General features: G+C 71.7%; 14 protein-coding genes, 2 tRNA genes and 1 pseudogene. 7 read left to right on the top strand and 10 right to left on the bottom strand.

Annotation, left to right across the window (positions count from 1 at the left end; translation table 11 throughout):
• Positions 1-134 (top strand): transposase (locus ABZS69_RS36330; protein ID WP_355380011.1); only part of this gene is annotated, 134 nt, incomplete at its 5' end.
• Between the two features lie 15 nt (positions 135-149).
• On the opposite strand, the gene ABZS69_RS36325 is transcribed toward ABZS69_RS36330, so the two are convergent.
• The 6 genes from ABZS69_RS36325 to ABZS69_RS36300 all read right to left on the bottom strand — a co-directional run bounded on the left by ABZS69_RS36325 (position 150) and on the right by ABZS69_RS36300 (position 6,839).
• Positions 150-1,160 (bottom strand): BadF/BadG/BcrA/BcrD ATPase family protein, encoded by a 1,011-nt coding sequence (locus ABZS69_RS36325; protein WP_355380000.1) that lies wholly within the window; start codon positions 1,158-1,160, stop codon positions 150-152.
• The gene (locus tag ABZS69_RS36320; RefSeq protein WP_355379998.1) at positions 1,145-2,407 is read right to left on the bottom strand and encodes a 6-phospho-beta-glucosidase; all 1,263 of its coding nucleotides are present in this window, start codon (positions 2,405-2,407) and stop codon (positions 1,145-1,147) included. The genes ABZS69_RS36325 and ABZS69_RS36320 overlap by 16 nt, the downstream gene beginning before the upstream one ends.
• The gene (locus tag ABZS69_RS36315; protein WP_355379996.1) at positions 2,404-3,300 is read right to left on the bottom strand and encodes a carbohydrate ABC transporter permease; all 897 of its coding nucleotides are present in this window, start codon (positions 3,298-3,300) and stop codon (positions 2,404-2,406) included. The genes ABZS69_RS36320 and ABZS69_RS36315 overlap by 4 nt, the downstream gene beginning before the upstream one ends.
• Positions 3,300-4,274, bottom strand: a complete 975-nt coding sequence (locus tag ABZS69_RS36310) for a sugar ABC transporter permease (RefSeq protein ID WP_355379994.1) — start codon at positions 4,272-4,274, stop codon at positions 3,300-3,302. The genes ABZS69_RS36315 and ABZS69_RS36310 overlap by 1 nt, the downstream gene beginning before the upstream one ends.
• 5 nt (positions 4,275-4,279) lie before the next feature.
• The gene (locus ABZS69_RS36305) at positions 4,280-5,602 is read right to left on the bottom strand and encodes an ABC transporter substrate-binding protein (RefSeq protein ID WP_355379991.1); all 1,323 of its coding nucleotides are present in this window, start codon (positions 5,600-5,602) and stop codon (positions 4,280-4,282) included.
• A gap of 73 nt (positions 5,603-5,675) precedes the next feature.
• Positions 5,676-6,839 carry an ROK family protein gene (locus tag ABZS69_RS36300; RefSeq protein ID WP_355379988.1) on the bottom strand — a complete coding sequence of 388 codons (1,164 nt, stop codon included), beginning with the start codon at positions 6,837-6,839 and terminating at the stop codon, positions 5,676-5,678.
• Between the two features lie 353 nt (positions 6,840-7,192).
• Between ABZS69_RS36300 and ABZS69_RS36295 the strand changes: the two genes are divergently transcribed.
• Positions 7,193-7,969 (top strand): NPP1 family protein, encoded by a 777-nt coding sequence (locus ABZS69_RS36295; protein WP_355379986.1) that lies wholly within the window; start codon positions 7,193-7,195, stop codon positions 7,967-7,969.
• A gap of 267 nt (positions 7,970-8,236) precedes the next feature.
• Here the strand turns inward: ABZS69_RS36295 and ABZS69_RS36290 are convergent, their stop codons facing one another.
• Positions 8,237-8,947: a class I SAM-dependent methyltransferase gene (locus tag ABZS69_RS36290; RefSeq protein WP_355379984.1), complete on the bottom strand. Its 711-nt coding sequence runs from the start codon at positions 8,945-8,947 to the stop codon at positions 8,237-8,239.
• A gap of 210 nt (positions 8,948-9,157) precedes the next feature.
• On the opposite strand from ABZS69_RS36290, the gene ABZS69_RS36285 reads away from it, so the two are divergent.
• From ABZS69_RS36285 to ABZS69_RS36275, 3 genes are all read left to right on the top strand, one after another.
• Complete coding sequence (locus ABZS69_RS36285) at positions 9,158-10,570, top strand: hypothetical protein (protein ID WP_355379982.1); 1,413 nt, start codon at positions 9,158-9,160, stop codon at positions 10,568-10,570.
• Positions 10,571-10,615: 45 nt separating this feature from the next.
• A tRNA-Lys gene (locus ABZS69_RS36280) sits at positions 10,616-10,689 on the top strand.
• Positions 10,690-10,695: 6 nt separating this feature from the next.
• A tRNA-Pro gene (locus ABZS69_RS36275) sits at positions 10,696-10,767 on the top strand.
• A 173-nt stretch (positions 10,768-10,940) separates the two neighbouring features.
• On the opposite strand, the pseudogene ABZS69_RS36270 reads toward ABZS69_RS36275, so the two are convergent.
• Positions 10,941-11,585 (bottom strand): annotated as a pseudogene (locus ABZS69_RS36270) (maleylpyruvate isomerase family mycothiol-dependent enzyme); the annotation flags it as partial.
• Entirely contained in the window at positions 11,542-11,961 is a 420-nt protein-coding gene (locus ABZS69_RS36265; protein ID WP_355379981.1) for a putative quinol monooxygenase, read from the bottom strand. The gene ABZS69_RS36265 and the pseudogene ABZS69_RS36270, both read right to left, overlap by 44 nt.
• A gap of 60 nt (positions 11,962-12,021) precedes the next feature.
• Here ABZS69_RS36265 and ABZS69_RS36260 point away from each other — a divergent pair, with 60 nt between their 5' ends.
• Positions 12,022-12,381, top strand: coding sequence for an ArsR family transcriptional regulator (locus tag ABZS69_RS36260; protein WP_355379979.1), 360 nt, complete (start codon positions 12,022-12,024; stop codon positions 12,379-12,381).
• A gap of 26 nt (positions 12,382-12,407) precedes the next feature.
• Positions 12,408-13,325 carry an aminoglycoside phosphotransferase family protein gene (locus tag ABZS69_RS36255; RefSeq protein WP_355379977.1) on the top strand — a complete coding sequence of 306 codons (918 nt, stop codon included), beginning with the start codon at positions 12,408-12,410 and terminating at the stop codon, positions 13,323-13,325.
• 130 nt (positions 13,326-13,455) lie between these two features.
• Here the strand turns inward: ABZS69_RS36255 and ABZS69_RS36250 are convergent, their stop codons facing one another.
• Positions 13,456-14,097 (bottom strand): histidine phosphatase family protein, encoded by a 642-nt coding sequence (locus ABZS69_RS36250; protein WP_355379974.1) that lies wholly within the window; start codon positions 14,095-14,097, stop codon positions 13,456-13,458.
• Positions 14,098-14,132: the final 35 nt, after the last annotated feature.

Below are 14,132 nucleotides of genomic sequence, written 5' to 3'. Positions count from 1 at the left end.
CAAGGAACGTCGTGGAACGGGCGATCAACCGCCTGAAGAACTTCCGGGCCGTGGCCACGCGTTACGACAAACGCGCCTACATCTTTCACGGCACCATCACCCTGGCAGCCCTGATCATCTGGCTCCGCACCTGATCTAAGAAACAGCTCTTAGGGCTCGCGACCCGCGGCGCCGGTGCGGTAGCCGTCGCGCAGGCGGTCCTCCGCGTCGGCGCTCGCGCCGAGCTCGTCCAGCCCGAGCAGCGCGGCGCCGACGGCCGGTGGCACGTCCACCACGCGAGGCGTCGCCTTCGGAGCCGTACGGGCGCAGCCCGCGTGGATACGGTCGAGCAGGTACGCGTCCCCGCTGGCGAGGATGCCGCCCCCGAGCACGATGTCGACGGGGACGTCCAGGAGATCCAGCCGGCGCAGCGCCGCCGACGCGAGCAGGACCACCTCCTCTGCCAGCCGATCGACCACTTTCCTGGCCACGGCGTCACCGCGGCCCGCGGTCGCCAGCAGCAGCGGATTGAGCTCCTGGAGCCGGGTCCTGGGGACCTCCCCGAAGTGGACCTGCTCGGCGAGCTCGACCACGGAGGACACCCCGAAGTGCGCGGCCACGAGAGAGCGCAGCGCGGTGTCGGGTCCGCGGCCGTCCTCGGCCCGGATCGCCCGCCACAACGTCTCGTCGCCCAGGAACAGACCGCCGCCCCAGTCGCCGGACAGCCGGCCGATCGCCGGGAACCGCAGCGTCCTGCCGTCGGGCGCGATGCCGACGCAGTTGATGCCCGCCCCGCAGACCACCGCGACCCCGTGCCCGCGCGGGGCGCCGGCACGCAGCAGGGCGAAGGTGTCGTTGTCGACGGTGATCCGCTCGGACCAGTTCAGCTCGGCCAGGGCCCGCGTCAGCGCCTGCTGCTCCCGGCCGAAGTCGACTCCGGCGAGGTACGCCGCCGTGTGCCGGACGTACGGGGCCCGCAGCGCCGGGTCGAACTCGCCCACCGCCTGCCTGACCAGCGCGTCGAGGGTGGCGGCGCCGGCCGCGAGGCCCACCCGCTGCGCCGACGCCCCGGGGCCGCGCACCTGGGACAGCACCGTGCCGTCGGGTGCGACGAGGAGGACGTCCGTCTTGGAGTTGCCGCCGTCGAGCGCCAGCACCGCGTCGATCACGCCGCCGCCCACGGCAGGAAGTCGCGGTTGACCGAGACCAGCCGGTCGGCCAGGGTCTCCGCCTGGTCGATCTGCCCGATGAGGGGATGCGCCAGCAGCGCGTCGAACACCCGGTCCCGCCCGCCGTGCAGCGCCGCCTCCAGGGCCAGGCTCTCGTACGCGCTGACGTGCGCCACGAGCCCCGCGATCGCCGGCGGCAGCGGGGGCGACGGCAGCGGTACGGGGCCCTCGCCGGTGATCCGCGCGGGGACCTCCACCACGGCGTCGGCCGGCAGGAACGGCAGGGTGGAGCCGTTGCGGGCGTTGACCACCTGCACGTCTCCCCTGCCGTTCAGGATGGAGGCCACGAGCTGGACGGCCGCCTCCGAGTAGTAGGCGCCGCCCCGCTGCTCCAGCAGCGCCGGCTTGGCGACCAGGCCGGGGTCGCGGTACAGCTCGAGCAGGCCGTCCTCGATGCCGGCCACGGTCTCGGCCCGTGACGGGCGGGACCGCTGCTCGGCCACGACCGCGTCGTGCCGGTAGTAGTACTTCAGGTAGTAGGACGGCACCGCGCCGAGCCTGCGCATCACCGCGGCGGGCAGCCCGACGTGGTCGGCGAGCCGGTCGCCGTGCTCGGCCAGCAGCCGGGGCAGCTCGTCCACCCCGTCGACCCGCACGGCGCGTACCCAGGTCAGATGGTTCAGCCCGGCATGCTCCAGGGCGACCCGGTCAGGGGCGACGCCGAGCAGCCCGGCCACCCAGCGCTGGAAGGTGATGGCGACGTTGCAGAGCCCCACCGCGCGGTGACCGGCGTCGAGCAGCGCCCGGGTGACGATGCCTACCGGGTTGGTGAAGTCGACGATCCAGGTCTGGTCGCCGGCGACGCGCCGCACCCGTTCGGCCACGTCGAGGACGACCGGCACCGTGCGCAGCGCCTTGGCCAGGCCGCCCGCGCCCGTGGTCTCCTGGCCGACGCAGCCGCACTCCAGCGGCACCGTCTCATCGCCCGCGCGGGCGCGCTGCCCGCCGACGCGCAACTGCAGCAGTACGGCGGCCGCCCCGTCCGCGCCGGCCTCCAGATCGGCGGTGAGGCGCAGCTTGGCCGGGTGACCGGCCCGATCGAGGAGGCGGCGGGCGAACCCGCCCACGACCTCCAGACGGTCGAGGTCTGGGTCGACCAGCGCGATCTCCTCGATCTCGAGGGCGGCATGACGATCGGCGATCCCGCTGACCAGCTCCGGGGTGTAGGTGGAGCCGCCCCCGACGACGGTGAGTTTCAACCCTTTACTCCTGTGAAGGTGATGCCTCGGACGAAGGACTTCTGCGCGAACACGAAAAGGAGGATGACGGGCAGCATGACCACCACGGTCACGGCCATGGTGAGGTTCCACTGCACCTGGTGCGCGCCCCGGAACGAGGCCAGCGCCAGCGAAAGCGTCCACTGGTCCGGGTTCTCCCCCGCATACAGCAGCGGCCCGAAGTAGTCGTTCCAGGTGTACATGAAACAGAACAGGGACACGGCGGCGATGCCGGGCCGGGTCATCGGGAGGAGCACGCGAAGCAGCGCGCGCAGGTCGCCGCAGCCGTCCACCCGGGCGGCGTCGAGGTACGACTGCGGCACCGTGAGGAAGAACTGCCGCAGCAGGAAGATGCTGAACGCGTCGATCAGGAAGTACGGCAGGATCAGCGGCCACAGGGTGCCGGTGAGGTGGAGGCGGGCCCACAGGACGTACAGCGGGACCGACAGCACCTGCGGCGGGATCATCATGGCGGCGATCACCACCAGGAACACCGCCTGGCGGCCCCGCCACCGCATCCGGGCCAGCGCGTACGCGGCCGGCACGCTCGACAGGAGCATCCCCGCCGTGGCCAGCACCGAATACAGCATGCTGTTGACCAGGTACGTCAGCACCGGCGCGGCGCGGAACACCTCCGCGAAGTTCTGCGGGTGCCACGAGCGCGGCCACAGGTCGGCCGTCAGCGCCTGCCGATCCGACATGAACGCGGTGAGCGCGACGAAGACCAGCGGCAGGACGAACATCGCCCCGATCGCCAGCGCGATGCTGTGCACCGCGATCCAGCGCATGAGGCCGCGCCGGTGCCGCCGGCGCCGCGACGTCCGGTCCGGGGCCGCCTGGCCGGGGTCGGCGCTGCGGGCGGTGAGGACGGCCATCAGCTCATCTCCTCGGCGTGGGAGGCGCGGCGCAGACGCTGTACGAAGATCACCGTGAACAGCGTCGAGACGACGAACAGGAAGACCGACATCGCCGACGCGTAGCCCATGTTGTAGTAGTGGAATCCCTGCTGGTACAGCCAGACGGGGAAGGTCAGCGTGGAGTTGTCCGGATAGCCGATGACCCGCCGGCTCCCGGCGATGTCGGCCGACCCGGAGGCCACCGACGCGGCCACCACGGCCTGGGTGAAGTACTGCAGCCCGAGGATGATGGAGTTGATCACCCCGAAGACGAGCACGGGCGCGATCGACGGCAGCGTGATGTGCCAGAACCGCCGTACGGGCCCGGCGCCGTCCAGCCCGGCCGCCTCGTAGAGCTCGGCGGGCACGTCGAGCATCCCCGCCAGCAGGATGATGATCAGCTCGCCCGAGACCCACAGGGTGAGCAGGGTCAGCGCGGGCTTGGCCCACGCGGGGTCGCTGAACCACAGCGGGCCGGAGATCCCGAACCAGCCGAGCACGGTGTTCACCGGCCCGGTGCCCGGGTTGAACAGGAAGGTGAAGGCCAGGGTCGCCGCCACCGGCGGGGCCAGCGCGGGCAGGTAGACCAGGGTCCTGAACAGCCCGGCGCCGCTCCTGACGCGGGCCAGCACGGCCGCGACGCCGGTGGCGAAGACCAGGCGGAGCACGGTGATGACGACGACCAGCCACACCGTGTTGTAGGCCGCCTTCCTGGCCAGCGGATCGCCCGCCAGCAGGTGGACGTAGTTGCGCAGCCCGACCCACACCGGGTCGTTGAGCAGGTCGTAGCGGGTGAAGGAGTAGAAGACCAGGGCGCCGAGCGGGTAGACGAAGAACAGCGCCAGGCCGGCCAGCGCCGGGGCCATGAAGACCAGCGGCCGTATCCAGTGTCCCGGCCGGGGCCGGAACCGCCCGATGAGGGCGGATCCGGCCGCGTGCGGTGTGGCGGTCATGGTCTTCAGCTGCCGAGTTGGGCGTCGGCGTCGATCTGCGTGGCCGTCTTCGTCAGGCCCGCCTTCAGGTCGGGGACGCCGCCGCCCTGATAGGCGATGGCGAAGTCCTCGGTGGTCTTGAGGTAGGCGCCGCCGTTGGCGCTGGCCGGGTTCGTGGCCAGGTTGGGGTTGGCGAAGATGTCGAGGAAGGTCTTGAAGTGGGCGTCGCCCTGCAACTCCGGATCCTTGAGCGCGGGGATCGTGGAGGGGACGTTCTTCAGGCCGTGGGCCAGCTCCTGCAGCGGAGCGGGATCCGTCGTCAGGTATTTGACCAGTTCCCAGCCGGCGCCGGCGTTCTTGGCGCCCTTCGGGATGCCGATGATCGTGCCCGTGGTGTAGCCGCCGCCGTAGAGCTCGGGCCTATTGTCGGCGACCGGGAACGGAGCCGTGGCGTACTCCAGCTCGGGCGCCTCGGCCGCGATGAAGGCGGTGCGGAACTCACCGTCCATCATCATGGCGATCCGGCCCTTCTCGAAGGCGTGGTCCGGTGAGTACTCCTGGCCGAGGCCGGCGGTGAATTTCGCCAGCTTGTCCTTGCCGTAGAAGTCGGTGAACTTCTTGGCCCACTCCAGCATCGCCTGCCATTGGGGGTCGGCGCCGAGGGCGGACTTCCCGTCCTGGCCCGTCCACTGGGCGCCCCAGTTCGCCGCCCACATCTGCACGTGGTTGGCGTAGAAGCCGACCGTGGGCACGAAGCCGGCGACCTTGATGGAGCCGTCGGGGTTGAGGACCGTCAGCTTCTTGGCGTACTCGAACAGCTCCGACATCGTCTTCGGCGGCCCGTCGAGGCCGGCCTTGGCGAACATCGCCTTGTTGTAGTAGAGGCCGTACACGTCCGCGAGCAGCGGCATCGCGCACCGGGTGCCCTTGAACTCGGTGTACGTGCGGGTGGCGGCGGGAAGCAGGTTCAGGTCCACCTTGTCGCGGGCGATGTAGGACTTGAGGTCCTGCCAGGCGCCGCTGGAACAGAACTGGCCGATGTTGTCGGTGGAGAAGGAGATGGCGACGTCAGGGGGGTTGCCCCCTCTGATCGCCTGGGCGACCTTGTCGTCGTCCTGGCTCCCCTGGTTGTTGACGGTGATGTTGGGGTGCTTGGCGTGGAAACCGTCCAGCGCCTTCTGGAGCACGCCGAGCTCGCGACCGCTGAACTTGCTCCAGACGGACAGGGACACCTTCTCGTCGGCGGAGGGCGCGGCGGCCGTACCCGACGACCCTGTCTCTACCGCCCCGCACGCGCTTGCGAGCAGCGCGAGCACCGCGCACGCCGCCGCGACACCGATTCGTCGCATGGAAATCCTCCAAGGGGGGTGAACTGCTGCCGACCGGCCGCCATGGCCAGGTCGAAGGGGGTGGAGGCGGCCATCAGGAGGAGATGGCGAAGACCTCGTCGCGCGCCCCGGCCAAGGCCAGCCGCAGCGCGCCGGAGCGGATCGGGTTCCCGGTCACCAGGCTTGGCAGGATCGCCGGCCGGGGCAGGACGAGCTGCCCCAGTTCCTCGGTGACCAGATCGCACAGGGCGCTGCCGCCGGCCCGGCCGACGTCGCCCGTGAGGACCACGAGCTCGGGATCGACCACCGACACCACGCCCGCCACGGCCAGCGCGACCCGGCGGGCCAGCTCGCGCAGGAAGGCCGCGCGGGCGTCCCGGTCCGGGCCGGGATCCTGCGCGAGCAGCTTGTCCAGGTCGTCGGCGGCGAGGCCGTACTCGCGAGCCAGCGCGGTCACCGCCCTGGTGCCGAGCACGTCGCCGACCCGGTGGGCGCCTGTCACGCCGGGCTGCGGGCAGGGCATCCAGTCGATCTCGCCGGCGCCGCCGGAGGCACCCCGCAGTAATCGCCCCTCGGAGACCACCGCGGCGCCGATGCCCCGGCCGATCCAGAGCAGTACGAAGTCCTCGACCCCCACCGCCCTGCCGACCGCCATCTCGTCGAGGGCGACCAGGTTCACGTCGTTCTCGACCGCCACCTCCACCGACGTGCCGAGCGCTCCGGAGAGCCGGTCGAGGACGTCGAAGCCCTGCCAGGCCGGCAGGTGCGGCGCGAAGCGCAGGTGCCCCGTACGCTTGTCGACCGATCCGGGCAGCCCCACGACGACCGTGTGCAACTGCTCGACGCCCAGGCCGACCTCGCCCGCGGCGGCGGAGACCGCACGACGCAGATCCTCCACACCGAGGTCCGCCTCCGCGTCGGGACGGTACCGGTACTCCGCGACGATCTCCCCGCGGATGTCGGACACCGCGATGTCCAGCAGCCGCGGGGTGAGATCGACGGCCGCCACGTGGGCGAGCGCGCCGTTGACCGCCCAGAGCTGCGCCCGCGGCCCCTTCCCGCCCTCCCGGAAACCGGCCCGCTGTACGTGCCCGCTCTCTTCGAGCCGGAGCAGCAGGTCGGCCGTCGCCGGTTTCGACAACCCGATCTGTGACTCCAGCTCCAGGCGGGTCAACGGGCCGCAGTCGAGGAGGGCCAGCAACGCGGCGCGGTCGTTGATCCGGCGCAACAGCTGGGGGCTGCCGGCACGCTGTTCCACCTGGGCCTCCCTACTGTCTGGGAACTTCCCAGACGGTTGCCGAGGAATGTACCCCATGCACGTCGGCCCACGTCAAGAGGTTGTCGTGGTAATAGCGAAATATCCGACACATCCCCCGCCACACCGCCCCCTCCCCCGAGCGCTGATCACCGACCGCGCGGCCGCCGGGCCCCGATATCGCGGTAAACACGTTGGCCGCGTTCTGTTCGCCGGAAAGCCTTGGACGAGCACGGGCCGGCCGTCGTCTGATAGAGGCATGACCGCCCCGAAAGATCCACAGTCAACTCCGTTGTCGAGATCTTCGGGCCGTTCCTCCCTGTCGCATCACCCCCAACTCGACGAGGAGATCAGCCATGCCGCAAGACAGACCACGCAGGCGCAAGGTGTCGTTCGCCTTACGCGTGTTGATCGCCGCCATCGCGATCGTCGTGGCCGTCCCGGGCGTCGCCTACGCCGCACCGCCCACCGCCCTCGACTGGGCCGCCCCCTGGACCGACCGTACGCACCAGCCGGCCTTCGACTATGACGGGGACGGCTGCTACCCCACTCCCGCCATCGGCCGCGACGGAACCATCGCCCCCGGGCTGGCCCTGGGCGGCGCGGTCAACGGGCAGTGCCATGACGCGTCCGACCTCGACAACACCAACTCCTATTCGCGTTCCAAGTGCAACAACGGCTGGTGCGCGTACGTGTACGCGCTCTACTTCGAGAAGGACCAGGCGCTGCCCGGGTGCTGCGGTCACCGGCACGACTGGGAGCACGTCGTGGTGTGGGTCCAGGGCGACTACGGACAGTACGTGACGGCCTCGGCGCACGGCAACTACAGCATCCGCCCGCGTTCGCAGGTCGCCTGGGACGAGACCGGCACCCACCCGAAGATCATCTACCACAAGGACGGGCTCTCCACCCACGCCTTCCGCTTCGCCGGCTTCGACGAGCAGCCGGAGAACCACAAGGGCTCGTGGCAGTTCCCGCCGCTGATCGGCTGGGACGACTACCCGCCCGGCTTCCGTGACCGGCTGGTCGCGCACGACTTCGGCTCGGCCCAGTTCGGGCTCAGGGACTCCTCGTTCAACGGGGAACTCGCCAAGGCCAAGCCGGCCGGCATCCCGTTCGACCCGTACGCCTGACGCGTCGCCACCCGCCCGCTTGCGACGCCGGTGGGCGGGTGGCCCGTGTTGCTGCTCCCCGCCTTCGAGCTCGGGCGCGGTGCGGCGAGGCAGGATCGCCGCGTCACCGAAGAGGAGGACGGCGATCGGAAGGAGCAGGGCGGCCCGTGACGCGCCGGCGAGGCCGACGGCGGCGATCCCGCCGGCACGATCCGACAGGCGCCCGGCCGACGAGGGAGACCACGGCGGACAACCCGGACATCGGGGCCGGATCGGCGGCGCAAGTCTCTACCGTGCAGAGCGGCGCGCCCACACCAGCGACCCTCTTTTGGTCACCCGCAGCGGCGCATCGATGCCGTAGGAAGCATCACGGGCCGCTGATTCCGGCAGACCCCGGCCGCGTAGATAAACGGCGACGGCCTCCCTGTCGGGCAGGTGCACGAGCGGCTCGTCCCAGGACGTCACAGCCACCACCTCGAACACCTCCCCGACAAGGGCAGGCCCCACTTCGGCGTCGAAACTCAGCGGCTGTCCCCACCCTGGCAGGACCGCCGACAGCTCCGGGTCGTTGGCCCGGCTCGGCGCCGAGACCGCCAGCAGGCCACCTGGCCGTAGCACCCGGTGCAGCTCCCTGAGCACCGCGACCGGGTCGTCGAAGTGATACAGCATCCACAGGCCCGCGACGGCACCGAAGGCTTCGTCGACGAACGGCAGCGCCCGCACGTCGCCGCGCACCGCAGGCCGAGGCGCCTGCATCACGTGCGCCGCGAGGTCGACCACCGCCGTCGGAACTCCGGCATCGGCCAGCAAGCTCGCCAGCCACCCGGTCCCGCCTGCGGCGTCCAGCACCGGAGCGGCCCGCTCCTCCGTGAACCGGGCCGCGACCATCGGATGCACGTCTCCGGCCCCGAACCGGGCCGTCGCCAGCCGGTTCGACGCGAAGCGGCCCGGATCCGCGTCGTAATCGACCGGCAACGCCCTACCCGATGACTCCGCCATCCCGTCACCATGTCAACCGACCCCCACGAGCGCCACCGAATAATCCGTGCGGAAGGCCGCGTCCCTGGGAGCATGCTCACCGCGTACGGCGCCGACCACCGCAGGTTACGGCGGATGGCCACCCCCGCTCCCCTGGCCCGCCTCGAGGTCGCGGGTCGGATCGGGATAAACCAGTCGATCGCCGCGCCGGATCTGGCAATCATGGAGCCCATGAGGAACCGCAACCCGCGGCCGCGATCCCATCGCGAGATCATGATCGAGTTGCACGGCTCGCTGGATCGCCGCTACCGCCCGGAAGACGTCGCCGACCTGGTGCTGCAGGCGCTGGAGGGGCGGCTGACCCGGCGCGAGCGGGTGGTGCTGGAACGCGCGGCCAAGCACTCCTCGCGAGGCGCGGCGTGGTTCTCCTCCATGTCGGGAGACTACGCCCGCCCGGTGGGCGGGGCACGGCAGGTGGCGGCGGCCACCCGGCTGTTCGGGCGGTCGGCGGAGGTGGATCCGGACGATCCGGAGTCGCTGCTGGAGTTCGCCGCGAGCATGGGGCGCTCGATCGAATGGGCGCCCGAGCGCAGCGACTTCCTGGCCGACCGGCTCAACCGGCAGGCCCGGGACGCGGCCGGGATGGACCTCTCCAAGCGGCAGTACAACCGGCGCTTCCGGATGCTGCGCAGGGTCGCGGCCAAGGCCGGGACCCTGGCCGTCGAGCAGGACAAGCGGCACCTGCTCATGGTCGGGGTCACCGGGTTCGCGGCGGAGGTGCCGCTGAAGCGGTTCGCCGCGGACGTCGACGCCGCCTGCTTCGTGGCGTACTACACCGCGCGCCGCAAGCTGCGCAGGGAGTTCAGCCTGGCCGGGCGGGACAATCCGTTCGACGAGATCGCGTCGCTGCTGCTGGATCGGTGTGCGAGCCGCTCCGACTGGTGGATGATCGCCCAGGTGCGTACCAGCCCGGACGTGCTGGAGCACCTGAGCGAGCAGGAGCGGGGCCTGCTGCTCGGCCGCTGGTCGTCGGTCCTGCGGCACAGCGCGGCCATGCTGCGCGAGCGCTGGCAGCCGGATGCCGACCGGGAGACGATGATCGTCCGGCGCGGCCACGACTCCACCACCTGGAACAACCTGGCCGTCGCCTACAACGCCGCCCGCGCGGGCTGGCTGTCCTGCCTGACCGCGCTGAACGCCCTCGAACTGCTGGACGCGGCATGTCCCGGCAAGGTGATGCGGCTGATGGCCGCCGACCTGGCCGCCTGGCACCGCGCCTCCGGCGGCGACGTCGATCCCAACACGAAGGTGTGGGCGACCCTGCCGCCGCCGTGGGCGGTGCTCGACGGCACCGCGACCTGTACGCGCGCCGAGGTCGAGTCCGCCTGCCGCCGCGCCGGCCTCGACCCTGCCGCCTCCGGCTGGACGGCGCCCGCGCCGCCGCGGGCCACGGCGGTGTTCCGGCCCACGCCGGAGCTGGTCCACGGCGTGACCATCGGCGACCCGGTATGGGCGGCGCTGCTGCGCCGGGCCGGAGTGTTCAGCGGCGGGCCCGTCAAGCAGGAGCTCGCCGCCGAGGCCCGGCACGGGCTGCGGTCCGGAGTCGTGCTCAGCGACCTGCCGGTGAAGGACCATCCCGGATAAAAGGGGTGGCGCGCACCGGGCGGCGCCCAGGAGACTGGAGCCGGTCACGCCGTAGTTCAGTGGTAGAACGCCTGGCTCTTCAACCAGGTGGACGCCGGTTCGAGCCCGGTCGGCGATGGCCGGACCTCGTTGTAGCTCAGTGGTAGAGCGCCCGGCTCGGGACCGGGTGGACGCCGGTTCGAGCCCGGTCGACGAGGCCGTACGGCATTGCCCTCGGCGCCTGCGCACGCTGTCCCCGACCGTACCCGTCAGGGGTGGCGTGCGCGGCCCCAGCCGGGGGTGGGCGGTTGCGGCCAGGGCGGCGGGACCGGCAGGTTCTCGCCGGGGCCGGGCGTGCGGCCGGCGAGCCGAGCAGCACGTGCCCGGGGGCCGAGACTGCGGGCCCACCGGGGGTGAGCTCCCAGCGGTGACCCAAATCGACCGCCTCGGCCGAGCCGAGGGGGAACCGCCGCGCCTTCAGCGTGGCGAGCGTGTCGTCGAGCGCCCACCTGACGTATGAGGCCGGCCAGTCTGCCGTGCGGTAGCCGCAGCGCAGGTCGACATGGTGGGTCTCGAGTTCGCGCAGGCACCGCCTCAAGGTGAACCAGGCCGGGTGCCGCCAGCCCGCCAGCGCCGTGACCAGCCGGTTCCAGGCGTCGGAGGGCGTCGAGCCGGCCTCCTCGACGAAGCACACCAGGCTGTGGCGCACGTCGGCGGCGAGTTCGGCCCCGCTCTCGGCCCTGGTCTCGGCTGGGTCAGGTGGAGCCGTGTTCGGTCTGCTGCCGGGATCGGGGTGTCCGCGGGCCGAGCGCAGCAGCCAGGTGTAGGCGTCGGCGCTGCGGGCGAGGTGCACGAGCACCTGACCGCGGGTCCAGGAGGGGAGCGCCGACGGAGCGCGTACCTGGTCGTCGGTCAGCGCGGCCGCGGCTCCGACGAGCCGCGCGCCGGACCGGCCGACCTCCTCGATCAGCGGTGAGAACGTGCTCAATGGATCACCCGGGGAAGGGACGACGAAGGCCGCGGCCGGATTGACCATCACGGCCTCCGGCGGCCGCCCGCGGAAGATCCTCTCGCGAGGGCTCGGCCGGAGCGTCCGCGCTGAGGGGCGTCAGCCAGTGGATCTCCAGGTCCTCGCGCAGGTACTCCATGCGAGTCTGCTGGAACTCGGCGAGGCCGGGCTGGGCGAGGTGGTCGCGCAGGTCGTCCCTGGAGCGCCACAGCTCGTAGAAGACCAGCGTGGTGGGGTCGGACGCGTCGCGGTGAACCTGGTACTGCCAGGCGCCCGGCTCGGCACGGGTCGGCTCCACGAACGACAGCAGCAGCCGTTCCAGGTCCTCGGCGCGCTCGGGACGCGGGCGGGCGAATCCGTAGATCCCGATGGGGCCGTTTCCTTCAGGTATGACGATGTTCATACCTGTGGAGGCTAGCCGGGTGTCGAGGTACGATGCAAGCCGTACCTGAAGGGGGAGGGCATGGAGATCGGCAAGGTGTTCGCCGCGCTCGCCGACGACTCCCGGCGGCGGATGGTGGCCGAGCTCGCGGCCGACCCCGAGGACCGGGAGCGCGCCTGCGGGTCGTTCGACCTGCCGGTGACGAAGGCCACCCGTACCCATCACTTCCGGGTGCTGCGGGAGGCGGGCCTGGTCACACAGCGCGATCACGGCAACGGGAGCACGCTGCGGCTGTGCAGGACGGACCTCGAGCGGCACTTTCCCGGCCTGCTGCAGATCCTCGTCGCCGAGCTGGGCACGACGTGGCCGCCCCGCGCGGCAGCCCCGCGCGACCAGAACGGCACCGACGAGGGGCGGCGGCGAGAACCCCGAACCGGGTAAGGGCCGCCCGGCTACCGTTGATCGGCATGACCCACACCGAGATCGAGATCACCGCCGAGTTGGTCCGGGAACTCCTGCGCGACCAGCACCCCGACCTGGCCGATCATCCTTTGCGACTCGGCGCGCGGGGCTGGGACAACCAGTTGTGGCGGCTCGGCGACGACCTCGCCGTCCGGCTGCCCTGGGCGACGCAGCTCGCGGACGGGCTGCTGCTCAAGGAGTACGCCTGGCTGCCCGCGCTGGCACCGTACCTTCCGCTGCGGGTCCCGGTCCCACAGCGCCTCGGCGAGCCCTCCGGGCGGTTCCCGCGGCCGTGGATCGTCACCACCTGGGTGCCGGGCACGCCCGCCGACCACGCCCCGGCCACGCGCGCCGCGGAAGCGGCCGACGCCCTGGCCGGGTTCCTGACGGCTCTTCACCGGCCTGCCCCCGACACGGCTCCCGCCGGCGGCCATGGCCGCGGCAGGCCGCCGGCCGGGCGCTCCGAGCACTTCGGCAAGCTGCTGGCCTCCGCCACCGCCCTGGGGCTGATCTCCGACCCGGACGCCGTCCGCGCGGTCTGGGAAGACGCCGTCGCCGCGCCCGACTGGGCGGGCCCGGCCCTGTGGCTCCACGGCGACCTGCATCCCGCCAACGTCGTCACCGCGGACGGCACCTTCTGCGGCGTGATCGACTTCGGCGACCTCTGCGCGGGCGATCCGGCCTGCGACCTCGCCGCCGCCTGGATACTGCTGCCGGACGGCGCCGCCGACCGCTTCCATGACGCCTACGACCCGGCCCCGGACGCCGCGACCCTGCGTCGCGCCCGCGGCTGGGCGGTACTGCTGGCCCTCAGCGGCATCCTCATCGGCGAAGCGGGCATCCACGGCCGCCCCGGCGGCAAGCCCACCTGGGGCCCTCCCGGCCACGCCGCCCTGCGCCGCCTCCTCGAAACAGCCCGTTGACCGAACCGGGCCGAGCAGACGGCCGCCGCGTCGAGGTGAGCCGGGCGGGACCCGCCGCCGGGTGGAGTCGGAGCGGTGGGTGGCCTTCCGCAGGTGGGCGGGCATCGACGCCTTCTACTGCCCGCCCAGGTCAGCCGGCTGCGGCGGAGTCGAGATGGCGGGTGTCACCGAGGTTGACGACCGTGCGGTTGTGGAAGAAGTCGTCTTCGTGCAGCGTGGTGATGCTGCCGGAGCGCACCCGGAAAGAGACGTGGCCGACCGCCTTGATCGGCATCTTGATCCAGGACGCCACGACGACTGTCAGGGAGCCACCGTGCGTCACGATGATCTGGTGTTCGCAGGGGCGCTGCAGGATCTCGTCCATGGCCGCGTAGACACGCTGCGCCCACGCCGCCTTGGTCTCGGCGCCCTCGACGCCCTCGTCGTGTTCCAACCGCTCCCCGGTAGCCGGCGGCGGGACGAATCGTTGGTCCAGCCATTCCTGTGGCCTTCCCTCCGCCTCTCCGTAGGATTTCTCCCGCAGTCTGCGGTCCTGGATCGGTGTCACGCCGAACAGCTCGGCGACCTTCTCGGCCGTTTGCCGGGTGCGTTGCAGATCCGAGGAGAACAGCTCCACCTCGGCGCCGTCCGGGATCTGGACCCGCAGCGCCTGGGCGATGGAGGCCGCCGCGCTGAGGCCGGCCGGCGTCAGCTGCGAATCATGCCAGCCGCCGACGACCCCCTCGATGTGGTGCGTCGCCTCCGGATGGGTGACGGCGTAAATGGTGCGCATGAGTGAGCTCTTCCTGTAGGTGGCAGCGTGCTGCC

The sequence above is a fragment of the Nonomuraea sp. NPDC005650 genome (assembly GCF_040605375.1).
Lineage (GTDB): Bacteria > Actinomycetota > Actinomycetes > Streptosporangiales > Streptosporangiaceae > Nonomuraea.
This window is presented reverse-complemented; position numbering and strand designations above follow the sequence as displayed.

Bases quoted from the DNA above. Each gene is read 5' to 3' on its own strand.
- ABZS69_RS36290 (WP_355379984.1), bottom strand. From the start codon at position 8,947: ATGGCGGAGTCATCGGGTAGGGCGTTGCCGGTCGATTACGACGCGGAT.
- ABZS69_RS36285 (WP_355379982.1), top strand. From the start codon at position 9,158: ATGAGGAACCGCAACCCGCGGCCGCGATCCCATCGCGAGATCATGATC.
- ABZS69_RS36255 (WP_355379977.1), top strand. From the start codon at position 12,408: ATGACCCACACCGAGATCGAGATCACCGCCGAGTTGGTCCGGGAACTC.
- ABZS69_RS36260 (WP_355379979.1), top strand. From the start codon at position 12,022: ATGGAGATCGGCAAGGTGTTCGCCGCGCTCGCCGACGACTCCCGGCGG.
- ABZS69_RS36295 (WP_355379986.1), top strand. From the start codon at position 7,193: ATGCCGCAAGACAGACCACGCAGGCGCAAGGTGTCGTTCGCCTTACGC.
- ABZS69_RS36310 (WP_355379994.1), bottom strand. From the start codon at position 4,274: ATGACCGCCACACCGCACGCGGCCGGATCCGCCCTCATCGGGCGGTTC.
- ABZS69_RS36315 (WP_355379996.1), bottom strand. From the start codon at position 3,300: ATGGCCGTCCTCACCGCCCGCAGCGCCGACCCCGGCCAGGCGGCCCCG.
- ABZS69_RS36250 (WP_355379974.1), bottom strand. From the start codon at position 14,097: ATGCGCACCATTTACGCCGTCACCCATCCGGAGGCGACGCACCACATC.
- ABZS69_RS36305 (WP_355379991.1), bottom strand. From the start codon at position 5,602: ATGCGACGAATCGGTGTCGCGGCGGCGTGCGCGGTGCTCGCGCTGCTC.
- ABZS69_RS36265 (WP_355379981.1), bottom strand. From the start codon at position 11,961: ATGAACATCGTCATACCTGAAGGAAACGGCCCCATCGGGATCTACGGA.